We start from the raw sequence: 18,170 nt of genomic DNA, 5'->3' as shown, positions 1-18,170 counted from the left end.
CCTATGAAAGTCATCATCGTAGAAGATGAAATTCTGGCTCAACAGGAGCTAACCTGGCTTATCAAAACCCACAGCCAGATGGAGATTGTGGGTACCTTTGACGATGGTCTGGATGTGCTGAAGTTTCTGCAACACAACCGGGTCGACGCTATTTTTCTGGATATCAATATTCCGTCGCTGGATGGCGTATTACTGGCGCAAAACATCAATCAGTTTGCCCATAAGCCGTTCATTGTTTTCGTCACCGCCTGGAAAGAGCACGCCGTAGAAGCCTTCGAGCTGGAGGCATTTGACTATATTCTTAAGCCTTACCAGGAGTCGCGTATCATCAGCATGTTGCAAAAACTGGAAGCAGCATGGCAGCAACAGACGGCCCCCGCTAACGCCAGCCCAACGGTGCGGGAAAACGACACCATTAATCTGGTCAAAGATGAACGTATCATCGTGACGCCAGTCAACGATATTTACTACGCCGAAGCGCATGAGAAGATGACGTTTGTTTATACACGTCGAGAATCTTATGTGATGGCGATGAACATCACCGAGTTCTGCAGCAAGCTGCCTGCGGCACACTTTTTCCGCTGTCACCGTTCGTTCTGCGTGAATTTAAATAAGATCCGCGAGATCGAACCGTGGTTTAACAATACCTATATTTTACGTCTGAAGGATCTGGATTTTCAGGTGCCGGTAAGCCGCAGCAAAGTGAAAGAGTTTCGTCAGCTGATGCACCTGTAAAGAAAGAGCCCTCTCCCGCAGGAGAGGGCTATGCGTCAAAGGATTTGACCGAGAACCTGACGCAGATGGGCACCCGAGCCAAGAAGACCTGGGTTGTCATGCACGATGAGGTAGACAGGGATGTCCTGCACGTAGCTTCTGAAACGCCCTTTATCTTCAAACCCACCGCGGAAACCAGAGGCTTTAAAGAAATCGAGGAAACGCGGCACGATCCCGCCCGCAATATAGACACCACCGAATGTGCCCAGCGTCAGTGCCAGATTGCCGCCGAAACGTCCCATGATCACGCAGAACAGCGACAGTGCACGACGGCAGTCAATACAGCTGTCCGCCAGCGCACGTTCGGTCACGTCTTTCGGCTGCAGGTTTTCCGGCAGACGACCGTCCGATTTCACAATCGCACGATACAGGTTCACCAGCCCGGGGCCGGAAAGGACGCGCTCAGCGGAGACGTGTCCAATCTCTGCGCGTAACTCTTCAAGGATAATACCCTCTTCTTCGCTGTTTGGCGCAAAGTCAACATGCCCCCCCTCGCCCGGCAGGCTTACCCAGCGCTGAGCAACGTGCACCAGGTGCGATACCCCCAGACCGGTTCCTGCGCCATAGACGGCTATCGGTTTGCCTTCGACAGGCTCCGCACCGCCAAACTGAATCAGATGCTCAGGCTTCAGCATCGGGATCGCCATGGAAACCGCAGTGAAGTCATTGATGATTTCAAGATGCGCAAAACGGAGATTTTTTTTCATCTCCGCGATGGAAAATGCCCAGGTATGGTTGGTCATCGCAACCCAGTCACCCGTAATCGGGCAGGCAATGGCAATGCAGCCATCTTCGACGCTCACCTGATGCTCTTCCAGATAAACGCGGACAACGGCCTCAAGGCTTGGGTAATCCAGCCCTGAGTAGGTTTTCGCTTGAGAAATCTCACCCGTGTTTACATCGCAGAGAGCAAGACGTGCGTTAGTCCCACCCACATCACCTACTAAAGCATACTTTGTCATTCTTCTACTGCTCCGCTAAAGTCAGAATAAATCTTTGGGACACTGTAAATTCAAGGCTGGATAACAACAACGACCTGAAGGCAGCCACCCCAGGATTATCGATCTTCGTCACAGAATAACTTTACCGTTTCAGCACCTTTTGCACTATTGCCATAAAGCTGATTGTGCAAAGTAACGTAATACCGTTTTGTACAAGGAAATCATCATGCTCCACCCGCGAGCCAGAACCATGCTGCTGCTGGCAATTCCGGCGCTAATTATTGGCGTTGCCTCAAGTCTGGTGCTCATTGTCGTGATGAAAGTCGCGTCGGTGCTGCAAACGATGTTATGGACAGCGCTTCCTGCAAAGCTGGGGGTCAACGTTGATTCTCCTGCATGGGTTATTTTGATGCTGACGTTAACCGGTATTGCGGTTGGGCTGGTGATCCGTTTCAGTCCCGGTCATGCCGGCCCAGACCCGGCGCAGGAACCCTTGATTGGTGCTCCAGTTTCCCCCTCGGCATTACCTGGGTTGATCATCGCGTTGATTCTGGGTCTGGCGGGCGGTGTCAGTCTGGGGCCGGAGCATCCGATCATGGCGGTCAATATCGGTCTGGCGGTTTACCTCGGTGCGCGAATTTTACCCCGTGTCGCCGCACTGGACTGGACTATCCTTGCCTCCGCTGGCACCATCGGAGCGCTTTTCGGCACGCCCGTAGCCGCCGCTCTCATCTTTTCTCAGACACTCAGCAGCAATAACGATGTCCCGCTGTGGGATAAACTCTTTGCGCCGCTGATGGCCGCAGCTGCCGGCGCGCTGACCACCAGCCTGTTTTTCCATCCCCATTTTTCACTCTCTTTGCCCCACTATGGACAGATGCAAATTGCCGATATTTTCAGCGGCGCCATCGTCGCAGCGATCGCCATTGCGCTGGGCATGGTGGCAGTATGGTGTCTTCCGCGCCTTCATCGGCTGATGCATAAACTTAAACACCCGGTGTTAATTCTGGGGGTGGGCGGTTTTATCCTCGGTATTTTAGGGGCAATCGGCGGGGCAGTGACATTATTCAAAGGTCTGGATGAGATGCAGCAACTGGCCTTCAGCCAGGTGTTTAGTGTTTCAGATTATCTGCTGTTTGCGGTGATCAAACTGGCGGCGCTGGTGGTAGCTTCGGCCTGTGGTTTCCGCGGTGGCCGTATTTTCCCGGCGGTGTTTATCGGTGTCGCGCTGGGGCTGATGCTGCACGAACATGTGGATGCCGTCCCGGCGGCCATTACCGTTTCTTGCTCGATCCTGGGGCTGGTTCTGGTTGTCACGCGCGACGCGTGGTTAAGTCTGTTTATGGCGGCAGTCGTCGTGCCGGATTCGACGCTTTTCCCTCTGCTCTGCATCGTGATGTTGCCCGCCTGGCTCCTGCTGGCGGGCAAACCCATGATGATGGCATGGCGTAACGATAAGTAATCAGGCGCTATTACGCGCTTCCAGCGCTTTAGTAATGGCCCCCAGCAGCGGCGGGATGTCTGCTTTCGGCAGCATCACCTCAATCAACGAGAGCCGCTCGTGGTGCGCCACTTTTTCAAGCACGTCCACCAGCTGTTCCGCTTCACTGACCCGCCAGCACTGAGCCTGAGGATCAAGGCTCAGTGCCTGTGGAATTTGCGTCCAGTTCCACAACGCAATGTCGTTGTACCGCTGTTCCGGCCCGTGGATCGCGCGTTCAACCGTGTACCCTTCGTTGTTAAGCACAAGAATGATGGGGCGCTGTTTATCCCGCAGCATCGACCCAAGCTCCTGAATAGTGAGCTGAGCCGCACCATCCCCTGTCAGGACAATCACGCGCCGGTTCGGACATGCCGTTTGCGCACCGAATGCTGCCGCCAGCGTATAACCAATCGACCCCCACAGCGGCTGGACGATAAAATTCACGTCTGCCGGTAGACGAAGGTCAATCGCACCGAAAGCCGAAGTTCCCTGATCCGCAAGAATGATATCTCCCGGGCGAATGAACGTTTGCAACGTTCTCCAGAAATTGTCCTGGGTAAGTGAGCCATCTGGCTGCGGGTAGGCCATAGCGCCATGAGACGTCGGTACAGGCTTATCGTGCACGTGCTGTTTGCACAGCTCCACCAGCGTCTCAATCGCCTGAAGCATCGGAATACCGGTAAACCAGATATCGCCGACGCGAGCGGCATGAGGCTGGACTTCTATCGTTTGCGCCGGGGTTAACTGATGGGTGAACCCCGCCGTCAGGGTATCGGTAAAACGCGTGCCGATGCACAACACCGTGTCCGCCCCTTCAATCGCCTCTTTTACCGCGCCGGCGCTGGCTGAACCACTGTACGTGCCGTAAAAACCAGTGTGACGTTCATCGAATATGCCTTTGCCCATCAGCATGGTGGCATGCGCCATCGGTACGTCCTTCACCCATTTTTGTAATGCATGTTTAAGGCCATGACGCAGGACCAGAAAATCCGCCAGGAGTGCAGTACGCTTGCTTCTGGCCAGCTTGCTCTCTGCAGCATCGCGAAACGCCTTCAGGCACGCACTATCGGCATGAGCATGCTTTACGGTGAGAGCGTTTACAGGAGGGGTAGCGGCTTTTTTTGCCACATCGGCAGGCAACATCAGGTAGCCGGGCCGGCGTTCACGGAGCATCGTGGTCAGCACCCGGTCTATCTCATAACAGGCATTTTGTTCGGTCAGGATCGCCTGTGCGACAGTGATCGGTTCGCTCATATGGTAAAAATGACGAAACTCGCCATCACCCAATGTATGATGCAGCAACTCCCCTCTTTGCTGTGACGCCGTACCCGGCGCCCCCACAATATGTAATACCGGCACGTGCTCAGCATAGCTGCCAGCGATACCGTTCATGGCACTTAATTCTCCAACGCCGAATGTCGTCAGCAGCGCGGCAAAGCCCTTACATCGGGCGTATCCGTCAGCGGCATAAGACGCATTTAACTCGTTGGCACAGCCCACCCAACAGATATCCGGGCTGTCTATCACATGGTCGAGAAACTGCAGGTTATAGTCGCCTGGCACGCCAAACAGATGATCGGCTCCACAATCTGTAAGACGGTCCAGCAGGTAATCGGCGACGCAGTATGGGGTACGCATGACAGGTATCCTTCTTATGTTGATCTCACTTTGAGTATTAAAGAAGCGTGATGGCTGTCCAGAATTAGCAGTAAGAAGGACATGGAAAGAATGCTTTACAAAAATGGCTGCGTTATTCTCCTTTTCTTCACAGTAATGTAAACGCATACACTGATTTTTCTTTTCAGCGCCAGAGGTCATGAGAATGGGTTATCAGCCGGACAAAAATCGTTATCAGACAATGCAGTACCGTCGCTGTGGGCAGAGCGGTCTGAAATTGCCAGCCATCTCCCTTGGGCTTTGGCATAACTTCGGTGACGCCACGCTTATCGAAAACAGCCGTCAACTTTTACAGCGCGCCTTCGATCTGGGCATTACGCATTTCGACCTTGCCAATAACTATGGCCCGCCACCGGGATCAGCGGAACGTAATTTCGGACGTATTTTGCAGGAGGATTTCCTGCCATGGCGCGACGAATTGATCATCTCAACCAAAGCGGGCTATACCATGTGGGAAGGCCCTTACGGTGACTGGGGGTCACGCAAATATCTGCTGGCAAGCCTGGATCAAAGCCTGAAACGCATGGGACTGGAGTATGTTGATATCTTCTACCATCATCGCCCTGACCCACACACGCCGCTGCAGGAAACAATGAAAGCGCTTGACCATATCGTGCGTCAGGGAAAAGCGCTGTATGTCGGGTTATCCAACTACCCCGCTGAACTGGCTCGTAAAGCGATTGATATCCTTGAAGACCTTGGTACGCCCTGCCTGATCCACCAGCCGAAATACTCTATGTTTGAACGCGCGCCGGAAGAGGGTTTGCTGGATGTACTGCTGGAAAAAGGGGTCGGGTGTATTCCCTTCTCGCCACTGGCAGGAGGTCAATTAACCAACCGCTATCTGAACGGTATCCCCGCGGACTCACGTGCGGCGAGTGGCAGTCAGTTCCTTAATCCTGACCAGATCACTGAAGAGAAGCTGGTTAAGGTCAGAAAACTGAACGCTCTGGCGGAAAGCCGCAGCCAGAAGCTGTCTCAGATGGCACTGGCCTGGATCTTACGCCATGAATCGGTGACATCTGTACTTATTGGGGCAAGCAAGGCCGCCCAGATTGATGACGCCGTGGGCATGCTGGAAAACCGTTATTTTTCAGATGAAGAACTGAACATGATTGAGGAGATCCTGAGCAGCTCAAAATAAAAGCATTTTTAGCAAAAAGTGCTCTCATTCATGAATTAGGAGTTCAGGCGATGAAACGAGGCTTTACCAACTCGTAATATTGAGTTAACAGGCCTCGCAAAGGCCCCGATCGTGAAGGAGAAAGAGTATGTTCAGGTCACTGATTCTTGCAGCGGTATTACTGGCTTCGGCCCCGCTCATCGCCACTGCGGGCGAAATCACCCTGTTGCCATCAGTAAAATTACAAATTGGCGATCGTGACGACTACGGCAGATACTGGGACGGTGGCTACTGGCGCGACCGTGATTACTGGCATCGTCACTATGAGTGGCGTGGAGATCGCTGGTGGAAACATGATAATGGTTTGCATCGCGGCTGGTATAAAAACAACGCCTATGAGCGCGGTTACCGTGAAGGCTGGAACGACCGTGATGACCGCCGCGGTGGTGGTTGGGACCACGGCGGAAGAGGACGTGGTGGTCACGGCCATGGTCACCATTAATGCAAAAAGGAGCCTCACGGCTCCTTTTTCTTATTACAACTTACAGACCTAACACTGTTCCAATCAACAACCACAGGTTCAGCGCCACCACCACCACGACTATTGCCCAGCCAATTCTTTTGACCAGCGTTGTGTTGACCAGGTCGCCCATCAGGGTTTTATTGCTGGTAAAGATCAGCAGCGGCACCAGCGCCAACGCAATACCAAAACTCAACAAGACCTGACTCATGACCAGGATCCTCGTTGGATCGAGTCCCATCAGAATCACGATAAATGACGGTAACATCGTGACAGAGCGACGCACCCACAGTGGAATATGGAAACGAACAAACCCCTGCATGACCACCTGCCCTGCCAGTGTCCCCACAACCGTAGATGAGAGGCCAGCAGCCACCAGACTCAGACCAAATATTGTGGCTGCAGCATGGCTCAGTAACGGCTCCAGCGTGAGATAAGCCTGGTCGAGATCGGCAATACCGGTGTGCCCGTTAAAGTGGAAAGCGGCCGCGGCAGTCGCCATCATCGCCAGATTCACAAAACCAGCAATTGTCATGGCGATAGCCACATCCCATTTGGTCGCAGAGTAACGTTCTTTACGTGTCCCGCCGTGGAGATGCTGAGTCAGCGAAGAGTGCAGATAAATGACATGCGGCATAATGGTCGCCCCCAGCACACCAGCGGCCAGAAACACCGCTTCAGAGGTTGGCAGACTTGGGATCATCATCCCTTTACCGAGCTGCGCCAGATTGGGTTGTGAGAAAATCAGCTCGACAATATAGGCCGCAGCGACAAACAACAGCAGACCGCCAATTACCTTCTCCAGCGGTTTTTGCCCCCGACGCTGTAACATCAAAATCAGGAAGGTGGCGATCCCGGTCAGTACCGCCCCCTGCAACAGCGACACCCCCAAAATCAATTTAAAGCCAATCGCCGCACCGATAAATTCAGCGAGATCGGTCGCCATGGCGATGATTTCGGCCTGAATCCAGTAGAGCCAGACCGCCGGGCGCGGATAATGATCGCGAATTTGCTCCGCCAGGTTTTTACCCGTGGCAATCCCAAGCTTTGCGGAGAGCATCTGAATCAGCATCGCCATCAGGTTAGCCCAGACGACTACCCACAACAGTTTATAGCCGAAGCTGGCCCCGGCCTGAATATTGGTCGCAAAGTTACCCGGATCGATATAGCCAATGGCAGCAATGAACGCAGGTCCCATTAATGCGAACCGCAACTTGCGCGCTGCTCTGCCGCTGCTACCCTCTACGCGACTGTTTGTCATTTCTGCCTCTGAAAATATAGCCTTTGCTATGTTCAATGCTATCAAAATGAGAATGATTATCAAGATCATTTGTGAAGTTTACAGTGATTTCTCTGATAGCTTTGGACGATAGACGGGCGGGTAAGCTGAAAGCGATCGAACAGAAACTGAAATCGCGCGCTCTTTTGTGAAGACTAGCACACAAACTTAACTTTTCACTCATTTACCTAACATAACAAAAATGTATTGTGGATCACTAATTTTGAGACTCGTCACAGGATGTAACTATAGTGTGCCCTTGATCTCGTTTTCTTTTCCTTCGTTACATAGAATGTGCAAGAAAATTAAACCTGCCTCAAATTTGGAGCAAATATGGACCGCGTCCTTCATTTTGTCCTGGCACTTGTTGTCGTTACTGCACTTGCATTGCTGGTCAGCACAGACCGCAAAAAAATTCGTATTCGTTATGTTGTCCAACTGCTGGTCATTGAAGTTTTACTCGCCTGGTTCTTCCTGAACTCCAACGTGGGGCTTGGCTTCGTAAAAGGCTTCTCCGAAATGTTCGAAAAACTGCTCGGGTTTGCCAACGAAGGGACGAACTTCGTCTTCGGTAAAATGAACGACGAAGGTCTGGCGTTCTTCTTCCTGAAGGTGCTGTGCCCAATCGTCTTCATCTCTGCGCTGATCGGTATTCTGCAGCACATCCGTGTTCTGCCGTTTATTATTCGTGGAATTGGCTTCCTGTTATCCAAAGTAAACGGCATGGGTAAGCTGGAATCATTCAACGCCGTCAGTTCCCTAATCCTCGGTCAGTCTGAGAACTTCATCGCGTACAAAGATATTCTCGGTAAGATGTCCCGCAACCGCATGTACACCATGGCGGCAACCGCAATGTCTACCGTTTCCATGTCTATCGTGGGCGCGTATATGACCATGCTGGAGCCAAAGTACGTGGTTGCTGCACTGGTTCTGAACATGTTCAGCACCTTTATCGTTCTCTCACTGATCAACCCATACCGCGTTGATGCCAGCGAAGAGAACATCCAGATGTCAAACCTGCACGAAGGTCAGAGCTTCTTCGAAATGCTGGGTGAGTACATTCTGGCAGGTTTCAAAGTGGCGATTATCGTTGCCGCCATGCTGATCGGCTTCATTGCGCTGATTTCTGGCCTGAACGCCCTGTTCGCTGCAGTGCTGGGCATCTCCTTCCAGGGTATTCTGGGCTACATCTTCTACCCTGTAGCATGGGTGATGGGTGTTCCGGCTCACGAAGCACTGCAGGTGGGCAGTATTATGGCGACTAAACTGGTGTCTAACGAATTCGTTGCGATGATGGATCTGCAGAAGATTGCCAGCACCCTTTCTCCACGCGCGGAAGGCATTCTGTCCGTGTTCCTGGTTTCCTTCGCTAACTTCTCATCCATCGGTATTATCGCCGGTGCGATTAAAGGTCTGAACGAAGAACAGGGTAACGTGGTTTCTCGCTTTGGCCTGAAACTGGTTTACGGCTCTACACTGGTAAGCGTCCTGTCTGCTTCTATCGCAGCACTGGTACTGTAAGGTTTACTGTTAAAACACAAACCGGGAGCCTGGCTCCCGGTTTTTTTATGCCCGCAATTCTTCCAGTGGTGTAGGTTTGCCTATCAGGTAGCCCTGCAGGTAATCCACGCCGAAGCTTAGCAGCATCTCGCGCTGAGCTGGTGTTTCCACATATTCAGCCACCACACACAGAGATTTTGTCTTCGCCAGATTACACATCGACTGGACGATCATCGCATCCATGTCGTCAGTACAAATATCTTTTACAAAGCAGCCATCAATCTTAATGATGTCTGCCTGCAGACGTCTGAGGCGCTCATAGTTCGCGTAACCCGTACCAAAGTCATCAATGGCGATCCGGAAACCGTAATCCCGCAACTGTTGGATATTGTTGATACTGCTTCCTGAATTCGAAAAGGCCTGCTCCTCAGTGATTTCAATAATGACGGCCTGAGGGGCTACACCATACCGTTCGAAGAGGGCGCAAATCTCACTGGCCACCTCTTTTTGCATCAGCGTCAACGGCATCAGATTGACAGAAAAACGGGCACCGGCATGCGTCGCAGGGTGATCGCGCAGCCACACCAGTAACTTTTCCATTACACACATATCAAACCGATGACTGAGGTTGAATTGGGCAATCAACGGAATAAAGCGATCGGGAGTAATGATCTCCCCTTCGCTTTCCATCCGCGCCAGAATTTCGTAGTACCCACTCCCGTCAGCCTTTTGGATAGGCTGCGCGTATAAATGAAACTGGCCCGCGTCCAGGGCGTGTTTAATGCGCGCTAACATCAGAACACGTTCTGTCGTTTGTCCTGATGCCGCTTCAAGGCTATTCGTGAGCGCAAGAACATTATGCGCGCCGCAGGATTGCTCTGCCAGCCAGCTCAGTTGCCCCAGCGTGTGGTGTAACTTTTCGCCGTTTTCGACCATCCCCCAGGACGCGCCAAATTCAATATCCAGCCCGGTGTTGTTCCAGTAAATCTTACGACTGTTCAGCCGATCAACCATATGCTGAAGGCGCTCAGCGGTTCCCGGGCCCAGCAATACCAGTACCAGTTCGCTGCCAGGTAACTGGAAGAGGGACTCATCTTTCTGCAGAAGTGGCTGAAGCGACGTGGCGATCGTTCGTTTGCAATGGACCCGCATGAGCATCCCGTAGTGGCGGCTCAAAAATTCCAGGTTATCCATACGCAGAATGCTAACTTTTGCATCAGGATGATTCTCAAGATAATCCTCCAGCGCACGAATATTGGGCAAACCCGTCAGCGGATCGGTCAGCGCCCGGCCCTGCCAGCCCCGTTTTAACCACTCGCTGCGCTGATAAATGCGCGACATGTAAAGCAAACAGATGGCGAAAGAGATAAGCACGGAGAGGATAAAGGAGAGCGAATGGCCCGATTCAACCCCATTAAGGAAGTTATAGTTGTAGGTCAACAGCAGGAGTGCAGATACGGCCCAGAGCAAAGAGATAAGCGCATAGGTCAGGCGACTTATCGCTAACGTAAAAAGAATAAAAATCAGCGGCATCAAATAGCCCGCAATGACGGGAGATTCAAAAGGTCCACATAAAATGACGAGAATGGAACTTAAAAACATCAGCCAGACAAAAATATATAATGAATTTTTGTGAAGAAACACAGGCTTCACGCTTCGCCGCCAGAACGTGATGGCATAGCGAGGATTAATTATCATTCTTAATGGGTAATAGAACATCATGGTAAAAATCAACGCCGCGCAGATCAGACTTTGAATATCCACCACATTGTAAATTACCGTTCCTTCGCCGAAGAAGGTTGAAATTGTCACCGGGAAATCAAAAAAATAGCCGGCCATATACATCGATAACTTAATACCTATTGGCACGATAAAACCGAGCCAGAATATACGTAAACCGATGTGCTTGTTAGGGATGCTGTAACGCCAACGCTTGCCCAGCATGAGGCGTAGCAGACCGCACGCTGCGAACAACGCGAAGGTCTGACAAAACAGTAAAACTGAATATTGTAGTGGCGCTAAATTAACATAAAATAAATTAGTGACAGTAAAACCTAACAAAACAGGAAGAATTGCCCTGCGTCCAAATAACAAAATTACCGCCAGCATAACGCTTAGCGGTAACCATGCTAAATAAACGTCATGACCATTAACAATTGCGCGCGGAGAGAGGAAACGGGAGAAAGGTACCGCAATCAGGCAAAGCACCAGGGCAATCATAAATATCTTTACGTTATTGTAAGTTTTTCTATTCATTAAGCTGATGAGTATATTATCCGTTCGTATCATTGACCGGATGGATAATATGTTTATTAATTGCGCGAAGCAAGTTCAAGTCTAATTATGGACGGGTTTATTGCTTTCGATTGAGGTGAGGTACAGGAATATATCTATTTTTATAACAAAATGTAGTAGTGAGTGTTACAAGCGTATAAAAAAAGCCCTCGTCTTTTGACGAGGGCTTAAAATTTTGGTGGAGCTAAGCGGGATCGAACCGCTGACCTCTTGCATGCCATGCAAGCGCTCTCCCAGCTGAGCTATAGCCCCACATGTTACTTTACTGACCGCACTCTGTTGGGTTCAGAGTTTGGTGGAGCTAAGCGGGATCGAACCGCTGACCTCTTGCATGCCATGCAAGCGCTCTCCCAGCTGAGCTATAGCCCCATCGTAAAGCTGTCATGTTGACGGGCGGCATAATATGAATTCCGCTGCGGAGTGTCAACGGCAAAATCAATGACCGCCGCTCAATCGCCGAAAAATCATGCAAATGAATCACTTTGCGAGCTTGCTCGCAGTCATGAGTTAAGCCTGTCACGTTTTCACGTAAAACGGTGCTATAAAATGAACCGTTAATTATCCCTACAAATATTCAGGAAATTGCATGATCAAGGAACGAATGACGCCAGAAGAGTTAGCCTTGCTCACTGGCTATAGCCGCCAGACCATCAATAAATGGGTACGTAAAGAGGGTTGGATTACATCACCAAAACCGGGAGTCCAGGGTGGGAAAGCGCGTCTGGTACATGTGAACGAAAAAGTTCGTGACTTTATCCGCAGCGCACGCCGGGCAACTGAAACGTCTGATATACCAGAAGGTGCCAACCAGGATGGTTCGCTTCACAACCTACTCCTGACGCTGGCCAATGAAATGACACCGGAAGAGCAGAAGCAAATGACATCGCTGTTACTGCGGGAAGGGATAACCGGATTGTTGCAACGTTTAGGGATTCGCGACCAGAACTAATATGAAAAGATTACGTAGTAAAATGACCACGGAAGAACTGGCGGAGAGTTTGGGTGTTGCCAGACAGACCATTAATCGTTGGATACGTCAACAGGGTTGGAAAACCGAAGGGCTCAATGGCGTAAAAGGCGGTCGGGCGCGGCTAATCCATATTGATGCGCGCGTGAAGGAACATATTATGAGCCTCCCGGCAATCCGTACTCGTCAGGCGGTTTACCATCTGGCAGAAGTCCCCTCATCATACAGTTCCCCATCTTCAAACCTGCGTTCGGGCATTATCGAAACGCTGGAGAGTATGACCCAGCTAGAGCAGAAGCGTCTGGACACATTATTGAAACGTGAAGGTATTCGCGGCTTTCTTACACGCCTGGGTATTGCTGAATCAAATACATAAAAAAACGGCAGGTTACCCTGCCGTTTCTCGTCCTGAAGACTTAATTACTGCTGATTTTCGCGTTCAGAGATAAAGTCCAGTGCCTTGTTAATACGCGCTACACTGCGCGACTTGCCGATGGCATGGACAGTCACATCCAGCGCCGGGGACTGGCCCGCACCGGTCACCGCAACGCGCAATGGCATGCCTACTTTCCCCATGCCGACTTCCAGCTCATCAGCAGTTGCCTGAATGGCGTGATGCACATTTTCCGCAGTCCATTCGGTAAGAGCCGCCAGCTTGTCACGCACCACTTCCAGCGGCTGACGCGCAACCGGGCGCAGATGTTTCTTCGCAGCGTCCGCATCGAACTCATCAAACTCTTCATAGAAGTAACGGCAGCTTTCTGCAATCTCTTTCAGCGTTTTGCAACGCTCGCCGAGCAGTTTCACCAGGTCCGCCAGCTCTGGGCCAGTGCGGGTATCAATATTTGCCTGCTCAATGTGCCACTGCAGATATGTCGCGACATATTCAGGCGGCATGGTATTGATATAATGGTGGTTCAGCCACAGCAGCTTGTCGGTATTAAATGCACTCGCCGATTTGCTCACAGAGCTCAGAGAGAACAGATTGATCATCTCTTCGCGACTGAAGATCTCCTGGTCACCGTGAGCCCAGCCCAGACGCACCAGGTAGTTCAGCAGCGCTTCCGGCAGATACCCATCGTCACGGTACTGCATGACACTGACCGCGCCATGGCGTTTAGACAGCTTTTTACCGTCGTCGCCATTGATCATTGAGACGTGCGCATATACAGGCACTGGTGCGTTCAGCGCCTTCAGAATGTTGATCTGACGCGGGGTATTGTTGATATGGTCTTCACCACGAACAACGTGCGTAATTTCCATATCCCAGTCATCAACCACGACGCAGAAGTTATAGGTTGGAGCACCGTCGGTACGGCGGATGATCAGGTCGTCCAGCTCCTGATTGCTGAATTCGATCGGGCCACGGATCTGGTCGTCGAAGATCACTGAACCCTCTTGCGGGTTAGCAAAACGCACCACGCATGGCTCATCAGCAGCATGTTCGCTATGGTCATGGCGGCAACGACCGTCATAACGTGGCTTCTCACCGTTCGCCATCTGCTCTTCACGCAGCGCGTCCAGACGTTCTTTGGAGCAATAGCATTTATACGCCGTGCCCGCGACCAGCATCTCATCAATCACAGCGTTATAGCGGTCAAAACGTTTAGTCTGGAAATACGGGCCTTCATCCCATTCCAGATTCAACCAGTTCATACCATCCATGATGGCTTCAATTGCTTCCGGCGTAGAGCGCTCAAGATCGGTATCTTCAATACGCAGGACGAACTCACCTTTGTTGTGACGAGCAAAAAGCCAGGAATAGAGAGCAGTACGAGCACCACCGACGTGCAGATAGCCTGTCGGGCTCGGCGCGAAGCGAGTTTTGATTTTCATGAAATGGCCTTACGTTATAAAGATGCCGGTATTCGGCAAATCCTGGGGAAAAAACGATGGGCAATATTCTATCACTGTGGGGGGATTCCTCAATGTTGATCCCTTTATCGTGACCGAGTTTGCTATTTTTGTTTAGAAATCATGCTCCACCGCCCATTTCGCGATCGTTTTGTTTAATTTTACGACGAACGAATAAAAACTTTAGAAAATGCGTTGACTCATTTTCAACTCTCCCTATAATGCGACTCCACACAGCGGGGGTGATTAGCTCAGTTGGTAGAGCATCTCCTTTACACGGAGGGGGTCGGCGGTTCGAGCCCGTCATCACCCACCATCTACTTCACGTAGACTCGCAGTGTAGATAAGAATTGAGAATGGGCGATTAGCTCAGTTGGTAGAGCATCTCCTTTACACGGAGGGGGTCGGCGGTTCGAGCCCGTCATCGCCCACCATTCTCACCTTATCAAAGCAGTTCCGAAATGGGCGATTAGCTCAGTTGGTAGAGCATCTCCTTTACACGGAGGGGGTCGGCGGTTCGAGCCCGTCATCGCCCACCATTTCGGGTCGTTAGCTCAGTTGGTAGAGCAGTTGACTTTTAATCAATTGGTCGCAGGTTCGAATCCTGCACGACCCACCAATGCAAAAAAGCGCCCTAAAGGCGCTTTTTTGCTATCTGCGGTTTACATCATCGTCAAAGTTGCAATCAACCTTTCTACCGCGGGTGTCGCCTGCTTCTCGTCATATACCACATACAAATCAGCCGGTATGCGCTCGCGCAAAGGACGGAACACCACGCCTGGCCACTGCATTTGCGCGTAACTGTCAGCGGCAAGCGTAATACCCATCCCCATACTAATCATCGCCAGTACCGTCTGTGGCTCAACAGCTTCGCGTACAATCATCGGCGAGAACCCGGCCTGCTGACATACGCGATGTAAAAATGCCCAGTCAGAATGTGCTGAAGGCATGGTGACAAAATACTCATCCTGTAACTCTGAGAGCGTAATAGATGATTCGCTGACCAGTCGGTGATCTTCCGGCATTGCAACAAGAAAAGCGGCATCACGCAACCTCACGCTGGTAAACCCGGCGGTGGGTTCAGTTGCCATTCGCCAGATCCCGACATCCAGCTCACGACGTTCAAGCAAAGCCATCTGCATGACCGGCGATTTTTCGCGAAAAATAACATCAACATTCGGATGCTCTTTCAGGAAAGCACGCATGACCGTGCGCACCTCGCTCCACATGGCGGTACCGACAATCCCCAGCTCAATGCGCCCCGCCTCACCCCGGCCAATTTGCTCGACGCGAGCCAGCGCCTGGTTTGCACTGGCGAGCAGCCGACGGGACTCTTCCATCAGCACTTTACCGGCATGCGTCAACGCGACACTCCGCGAGTGGCGAATAAACAGTAACGTGCCCAGTTGGCTTTCCAGCTCTTTAATATGCAGGCTCAACGGCGGCTGGGACATATTAAGACGGGCCGCAGCCCGCCCAAAATGCAGTTCCTCCGCCACGGCCAGAAAATAACGCAGCAGCTTGAGATCGGTCCGATAGACGCGTTCCATCAAAACATATCCTGGCGATAACATTTAAGCGTCTACCTTAAAGCCTTTCATCGCCCACAGGAAAAATTTAGTGCGCAACTGTGCGCATCTCGCTGTTTTTACTGATGTGGTGATAGTGAAAGCTGAAATAAAACACCACCGCAAGCACCAGCGCATAGGCCGCAAACACCAGCCAGATGGTCTGCCAGTCCTTAACCCCATCCACCGAGAAGTAATCGACTGCCATACCGCTTAACACGGACCCGAAATAAGCACCAATACCGTTAACGGTGGTCATAAACAGCCCTTGCGCGCTGGCACGGATATCAGAGCTCACCTCCTGCTCAACAAACACCGAGCCGGAAATATTGAAGAAGTCGAACGCGCAGCCGTAGACAATCATTGACAGCATGAGCAACGCAAAGCCTGTTGCGGACGGATCGCCAAAGGCAAACAGTCCAAACCGCAACATCCAGGCCACCATGCTCATCAGCATGACGGTTTTAATACCAAATCGTCTGAGGAAGTATGGAATAGTCAGAATGAAGAATACTTCTGACATCTGCGAGACGGAGAGCAAAATGGACGGGTATTTGACGATAAAGCTCTCCGCATACGCCGGATTCCGTGCAAAATCATGCAGAAAAGGGCTGCCAAACGTGTTGGTTATCTGCAGCACGGCGCCCAGCAGCATCGCGAATAAAAAGAACACCGCCATGCGGGGTTGTTTAAACAGGATAAATGCATTGAGGCCCAGTTTACTAGCCAGAGACGGAGACGTTTTTGTCGTCGCAACCGGAATGGCCGGTAGCGTCAGAGAGTAGAGCGCCAGTAGCAGGGATGCAGCAGCCGCTATATAGAGCTGCACGTTGCTGAGCTCCGCCCCCATCAGGCTGATGGCCCACATCGCGGCAATAAATCCCACGGTGCCATACACCCTCACTTGCGGAAAATGGCTTACCGTATCCAGCCCTGACTGTTCAAGGCAGGAGTAAGAAATCGTGTTCGACAACGCAATCGTGGGCATAAAGGCCATCGCATTCACCAGCATAACCCAGAACATTAACCCGGGTTCATTGACCTGCGCGGCATAACAGAGGGCAACGGCACAGACGAGGTGGCAAATCACGTATGCACGGTCTGCGCGCAGCCATTTGTCAGCAATAATCCCCACCAGAGATGGCATAACAATTGCGGCCAGCCCCTTGGAGCTGTAAACCATCCCCACGTCGGAGCCGGTAAAATGTAGAGTGTTAATCATGTAAGCGCCGAGGGTAACCAGCCAACTCCCCCAGATAAAATATTGCATAAAGGACATCATCTTTAAGCGAGTCGTGATGTTCATATTCCATTCCTTATAGCAGTGTGGCCCTCACGGGCCACTTTATTGTTTTAATCAGGCAATATGGCGAAGAAAACCGCAGATAAGGTTGATGAAGTTCTGGCGGGAAAGCTCAGCAGCAGCCAGTGTTTGTTCGTGTGAGAGTTTTACCTCGCCCAGGCCTTCAGCAAGATTCGTAATTGCAGAAACGGCCACCACTTTCAGGTTGCAGTGACGCGCTGAGATCACTTCCGGCACCACAGACATGCCCACCACGTCGCCACCGATAATTTGCATCATGCGGATCTCCGCCGCAGTCTCGAAGTTGGGGCCAGGATAAGAGACAAACACGCCTTCATGCAGAGGGAAGCCCTCTTTCGCGGCCACGGTTTGCAAAACGGCACGGTAGTCTGCGTCGTAAGCATTAGCCAGCGAGAAGAAGCGATCACCAAAACGTTCATCGTTTAGCCCCACCATCGGCGTTCCCGGCATGGTGTTGATATGGTCACTCAACGCAACCAGGCTTCCTGGCTCAACGTCTTTACGCAATGAACCTGCAGCATTGGTGCTAAACAGCAGCTCGCAACCCAGCAGTTTGAACGTGCGGATCGCATCGGACATGACGGTCATCCCGCGACCTTCATAGAAGTGACCCCGCCCTTTCATACAGGCAACAGGTACACCGGCAAGATGTCCCAGGACCAGCTCACCGGCATGACCGTGAACAGTACTCACAGGGAAACCCGGCAGCTTTTCGTAGCTCAGAGAAACAGCGTCTTCAATCTGGTCGGCTAGTGCGCCAAGGCCAGAACCGAGAATGAACGCAACGCGCGGCGTGAAATTTGGTTTAGCGGTGCGGATGATGTCAGCGCAGTACCAGGGATTATTTGAGAGGGTCATAGAGGCT

15 protein-coding genes and 6 tRNA genes are annotated in these 18,170 nt (G+C 51.6%); 11 read left to right on the top strand and 10 right to left on the bottom strand.

Going from position 1 to position 18,170, the window contains the following annotated elements; all coding sequences use genetic code 11:
• Positions 1-3: 3 nt before the first annotated feature.
• Positions 4-735: a LytR/AlgR family response regulator transcription factor gene (locus WB237_RS00935; RefSeq protein WP_114977604.1), complete on the top strand. Its 732-nt coding sequence runs from the start codon at positions 4-6 to the stop codon at positions 733-735.
• Between the two features lie 35 nt (positions 736-770).
• Here the strand turns inward: WB237_RS00935 and glk are convergent, their stop codons facing one another.
• Entirely contained in the window at positions 771-1,736 is a 966-nt protein-coding gene (gene glk / locus WB237_RS00930; RefSeq protein WP_028016187.1) for a glucokinase, read from the bottom strand.
• Between the two features lie 205 nt (positions 1,737-1,941).
• Here glk and WB237_RS00925 point away from each other — a divergent pair, with 205 nt between their 5' ends.
• Positions 1,942-3,177, top strand: a complete 1,236-nt coding sequence (locus WB237_RS00925; protein ID WP_336209496.1) for an ion channel protein — start codon at positions 1,942-1,944, stop codon at positions 3,175-3,177.
• Here WB237_RS00925 and ipdC read toward each other — a convergent pair whose 3' ends face one another.
• Complete coding sequence (gene ipdC, locus WB237_RS00920) at positions 3,178-4,836, bottom strand: indolepyruvate decarboxylase (RefSeq protein WP_336209493.1); 1,659 nt, start codon at positions 4,834-4,836, stop codon at positions 3,178-3,180.
• 184 nt (positions 4,837-5,020) lie between these two features.
• Here ipdC and mgrA point away from each other — a divergent pair, with 184 nt between their 5' ends.
• Complete coding sequence (gene mgrA / locus WB237_RS00915; protein WP_336209491.1) at positions 5,021-6,019, top strand: L-glyceraldehyde 3-phosphate reductase; 999 nt, start codon at positions 5,021-5,023, stop codon at positions 6,017-6,019.
• 127 nt (positions 6,020-6,146) lie between these two features.
• Positions 6,147-6,500: a DUF2502 domain-containing protein gene (locus WB237_RS00910; RefSeq protein ID WP_336209489.1), complete on the top strand. Its 354-nt coding sequence runs from the start codon at positions 6,147-6,149 to the stop codon at positions 6,498-6,500.
• 40 nt (positions 6,501-6,540) lie between these two features.
• Here the strand turns inward: WB237_RS00910 and WB237_RS00905 are convergent, their stop codons facing one another.
• Entirely contained in the window at positions 6,541-7,779 is a 1,239-nt protein-coding gene (locus WB237_RS00905; protein ID WP_336209487.1) for an Nramp family divalent metal transporter, read from the bottom strand.
• 351 nt (positions 7,780-8,130) lie between these two features.
• On the opposite strand from WB237_RS00905, the gene WB237_RS00900 reads away from it, so the two are divergent.
• On the top strand, positions 8,131-9,318 hold the full coding sequence (locus WB237_RS00900) for a NupC/NupG family nucleoside CNT transporter (RefSeq protein ID WP_024907625.1): 1,188 nt from the start codon (positions 8,131-8,133) through the stop codon (positions 9,316-9,318).
• Positions 9,319-9,363: 45 nt separating this feature from the next.
• Here the strand turns inward: WB237_RS00900 and WB237_RS00895 are convergent, their stop codons facing one another.
• From WB237_RS00895 to WB237_RS00885, 3 genes are all read right to left on the bottom strand, one after another.
• Positions 9,364-11,553 carry a sensor domain-containing phosphodiesterase gene (locus WB237_RS00895; protein ID WP_336209484.1) on the bottom strand — a complete coding sequence of 730 codons (2,190 nt, stop codon included), beginning with the start codon at positions 11,551-11,553 and terminating at the stop codon, positions 9,364-9,366.
• A 215-nt stretch (positions 11,554-11,768) separates the two neighbouring features.
• Positions 11,769-11,844: transfer RNA gene (locus tag WB237_RS00890), tRNA-Ala, on the bottom strand.
• A gap of 41 nt (positions 11,845-11,885) precedes the next feature.
• Positions 11,886-11,961: transfer RNA gene (locus tag WB237_RS00885), tRNA-Ala, on the bottom strand.
• Between the two features lie 217 nt (positions 11,962-12,178).
• Between WB237_RS00885 and WB237_RS00880 the strand changes: the two genes are divergently transcribed.
• Positions 12,179-12,541: a YfeC-like transcriptional regulator gene (locus tag WB237_RS00880; RefSeq protein WP_028016179.1), complete on the top strand. Its 363-nt coding sequence runs from the start codon at positions 12,179-12,181 to the stop codon at positions 12,539-12,541.
• 1 nt (position 12,542) lies between these two features.
• Positions 12,543-12,935: a YfeC-like transcriptional regulator gene (locus WB237_RS00875; protein WP_336209481.1), complete on the top strand. Its 393-nt coding sequence runs from the start codon at positions 12,543-12,545 to the stop codon at positions 12,933-12,935.
• Positions 12,936-12,979: 44 nt separating this feature from the next.
• Here the strand turns inward: WB237_RS00875 and gltX are convergent, their stop codons facing one another.
• Positions 12,980-14,395, bottom strand: coding sequence for a glutamate--tRNA ligase (gene gltX, locus WB237_RS00870; protein ID WP_336209479.1), 1,416 nt, complete (start codon positions 14,393-14,395; stop codon positions 12,980-12,982).
• 258 nt (positions 14,396-14,653) lie between these two features.
• On the opposite strand from gltX, the gene WB237_RS00865 reads away from it, so the two are divergent.
• The 4 genes from WB237_RS00865 (at position 14,654) to WB237_RS00850 (ending at position 15,032) form a co-directional block, all read left to right on the top strand.
• Positions 14,654-14,729 (top strand) — tRNA-Val (locus WB237_RS00865).
• 42 nt (positions 14,730-14,771) lie between these two features.
• A tRNA-Val gene (locus WB237_RS00860) sits at positions 14,772-14,847 on the top strand.
• 29 nt (positions 14,848-14,876) lie between these two features.
• A tRNA-Val gene (locus WB237_RS00855) sits at positions 14,877-14,952 on the top strand.
• Between the two features lie 4 nt (positions 14,953-14,956).
• Positions 14,957-15,032: transfer RNA gene (locus WB237_RS00850), tRNA-Lys, on the top strand.
• Positions 15,033-15,075: 43 nt separating this feature from the next.
• On the opposite strand, the gene WB237_RS00845 is transcribed toward WB237_RS00850, so the two are convergent.
• The 3 genes from WB237_RS00845 to xapA all read right to left on the bottom strand — a co-directional run bounded on the left by WB237_RS00845 (position 15,076) and on the right by xapA (position 18,163).
• A complete protein-coding gene (locus tag WB237_RS00845) occupies positions 15,076-15,963 on the bottom strand; it encodes a LysR family transcriptional regulator (protein ID WP_336209477.1) in 888 nt (295 codons plus the stop codon).
• Between the two features lie 67 nt (positions 15,964-16,030).
• A complete protein-coding gene (locus tag WB237_RS00840) occupies positions 16,031-17,287 on the bottom strand; it encodes a nucleoside permease (protein ID WP_336209475.1) in 1,257 nt (418 codons plus the stop codon).
• A 51-nt stretch (positions 17,288-17,338) separates the two neighbouring features.
• Positions 17,339-18,163, bottom strand: a complete 825-nt coding sequence (xapA, locus tag WB237_RS00835) for a xanthosine phosphorylase (protein WP_336209473.1) — start codon at positions 18,161-18,163, stop codon at positions 17,339-17,341.
• Positions 18,164-18,170: the final 7 nt, after the last annotated feature.

Origin of the sequence: Enterobacter sp. P82 (assembly GCF_037053385.1) — a bacterium.
Classification (GTDB): domain Bacteria; phylum Pseudomonadota; class Gammaproteobacteria; order Enterobacterales; family Enterobacteriaceae; genus Enterobacter.
Note: the sequence above shows the minus strand (reverse complement) of the source record. Positions and strands in the feature narration are given on the sequence as shown.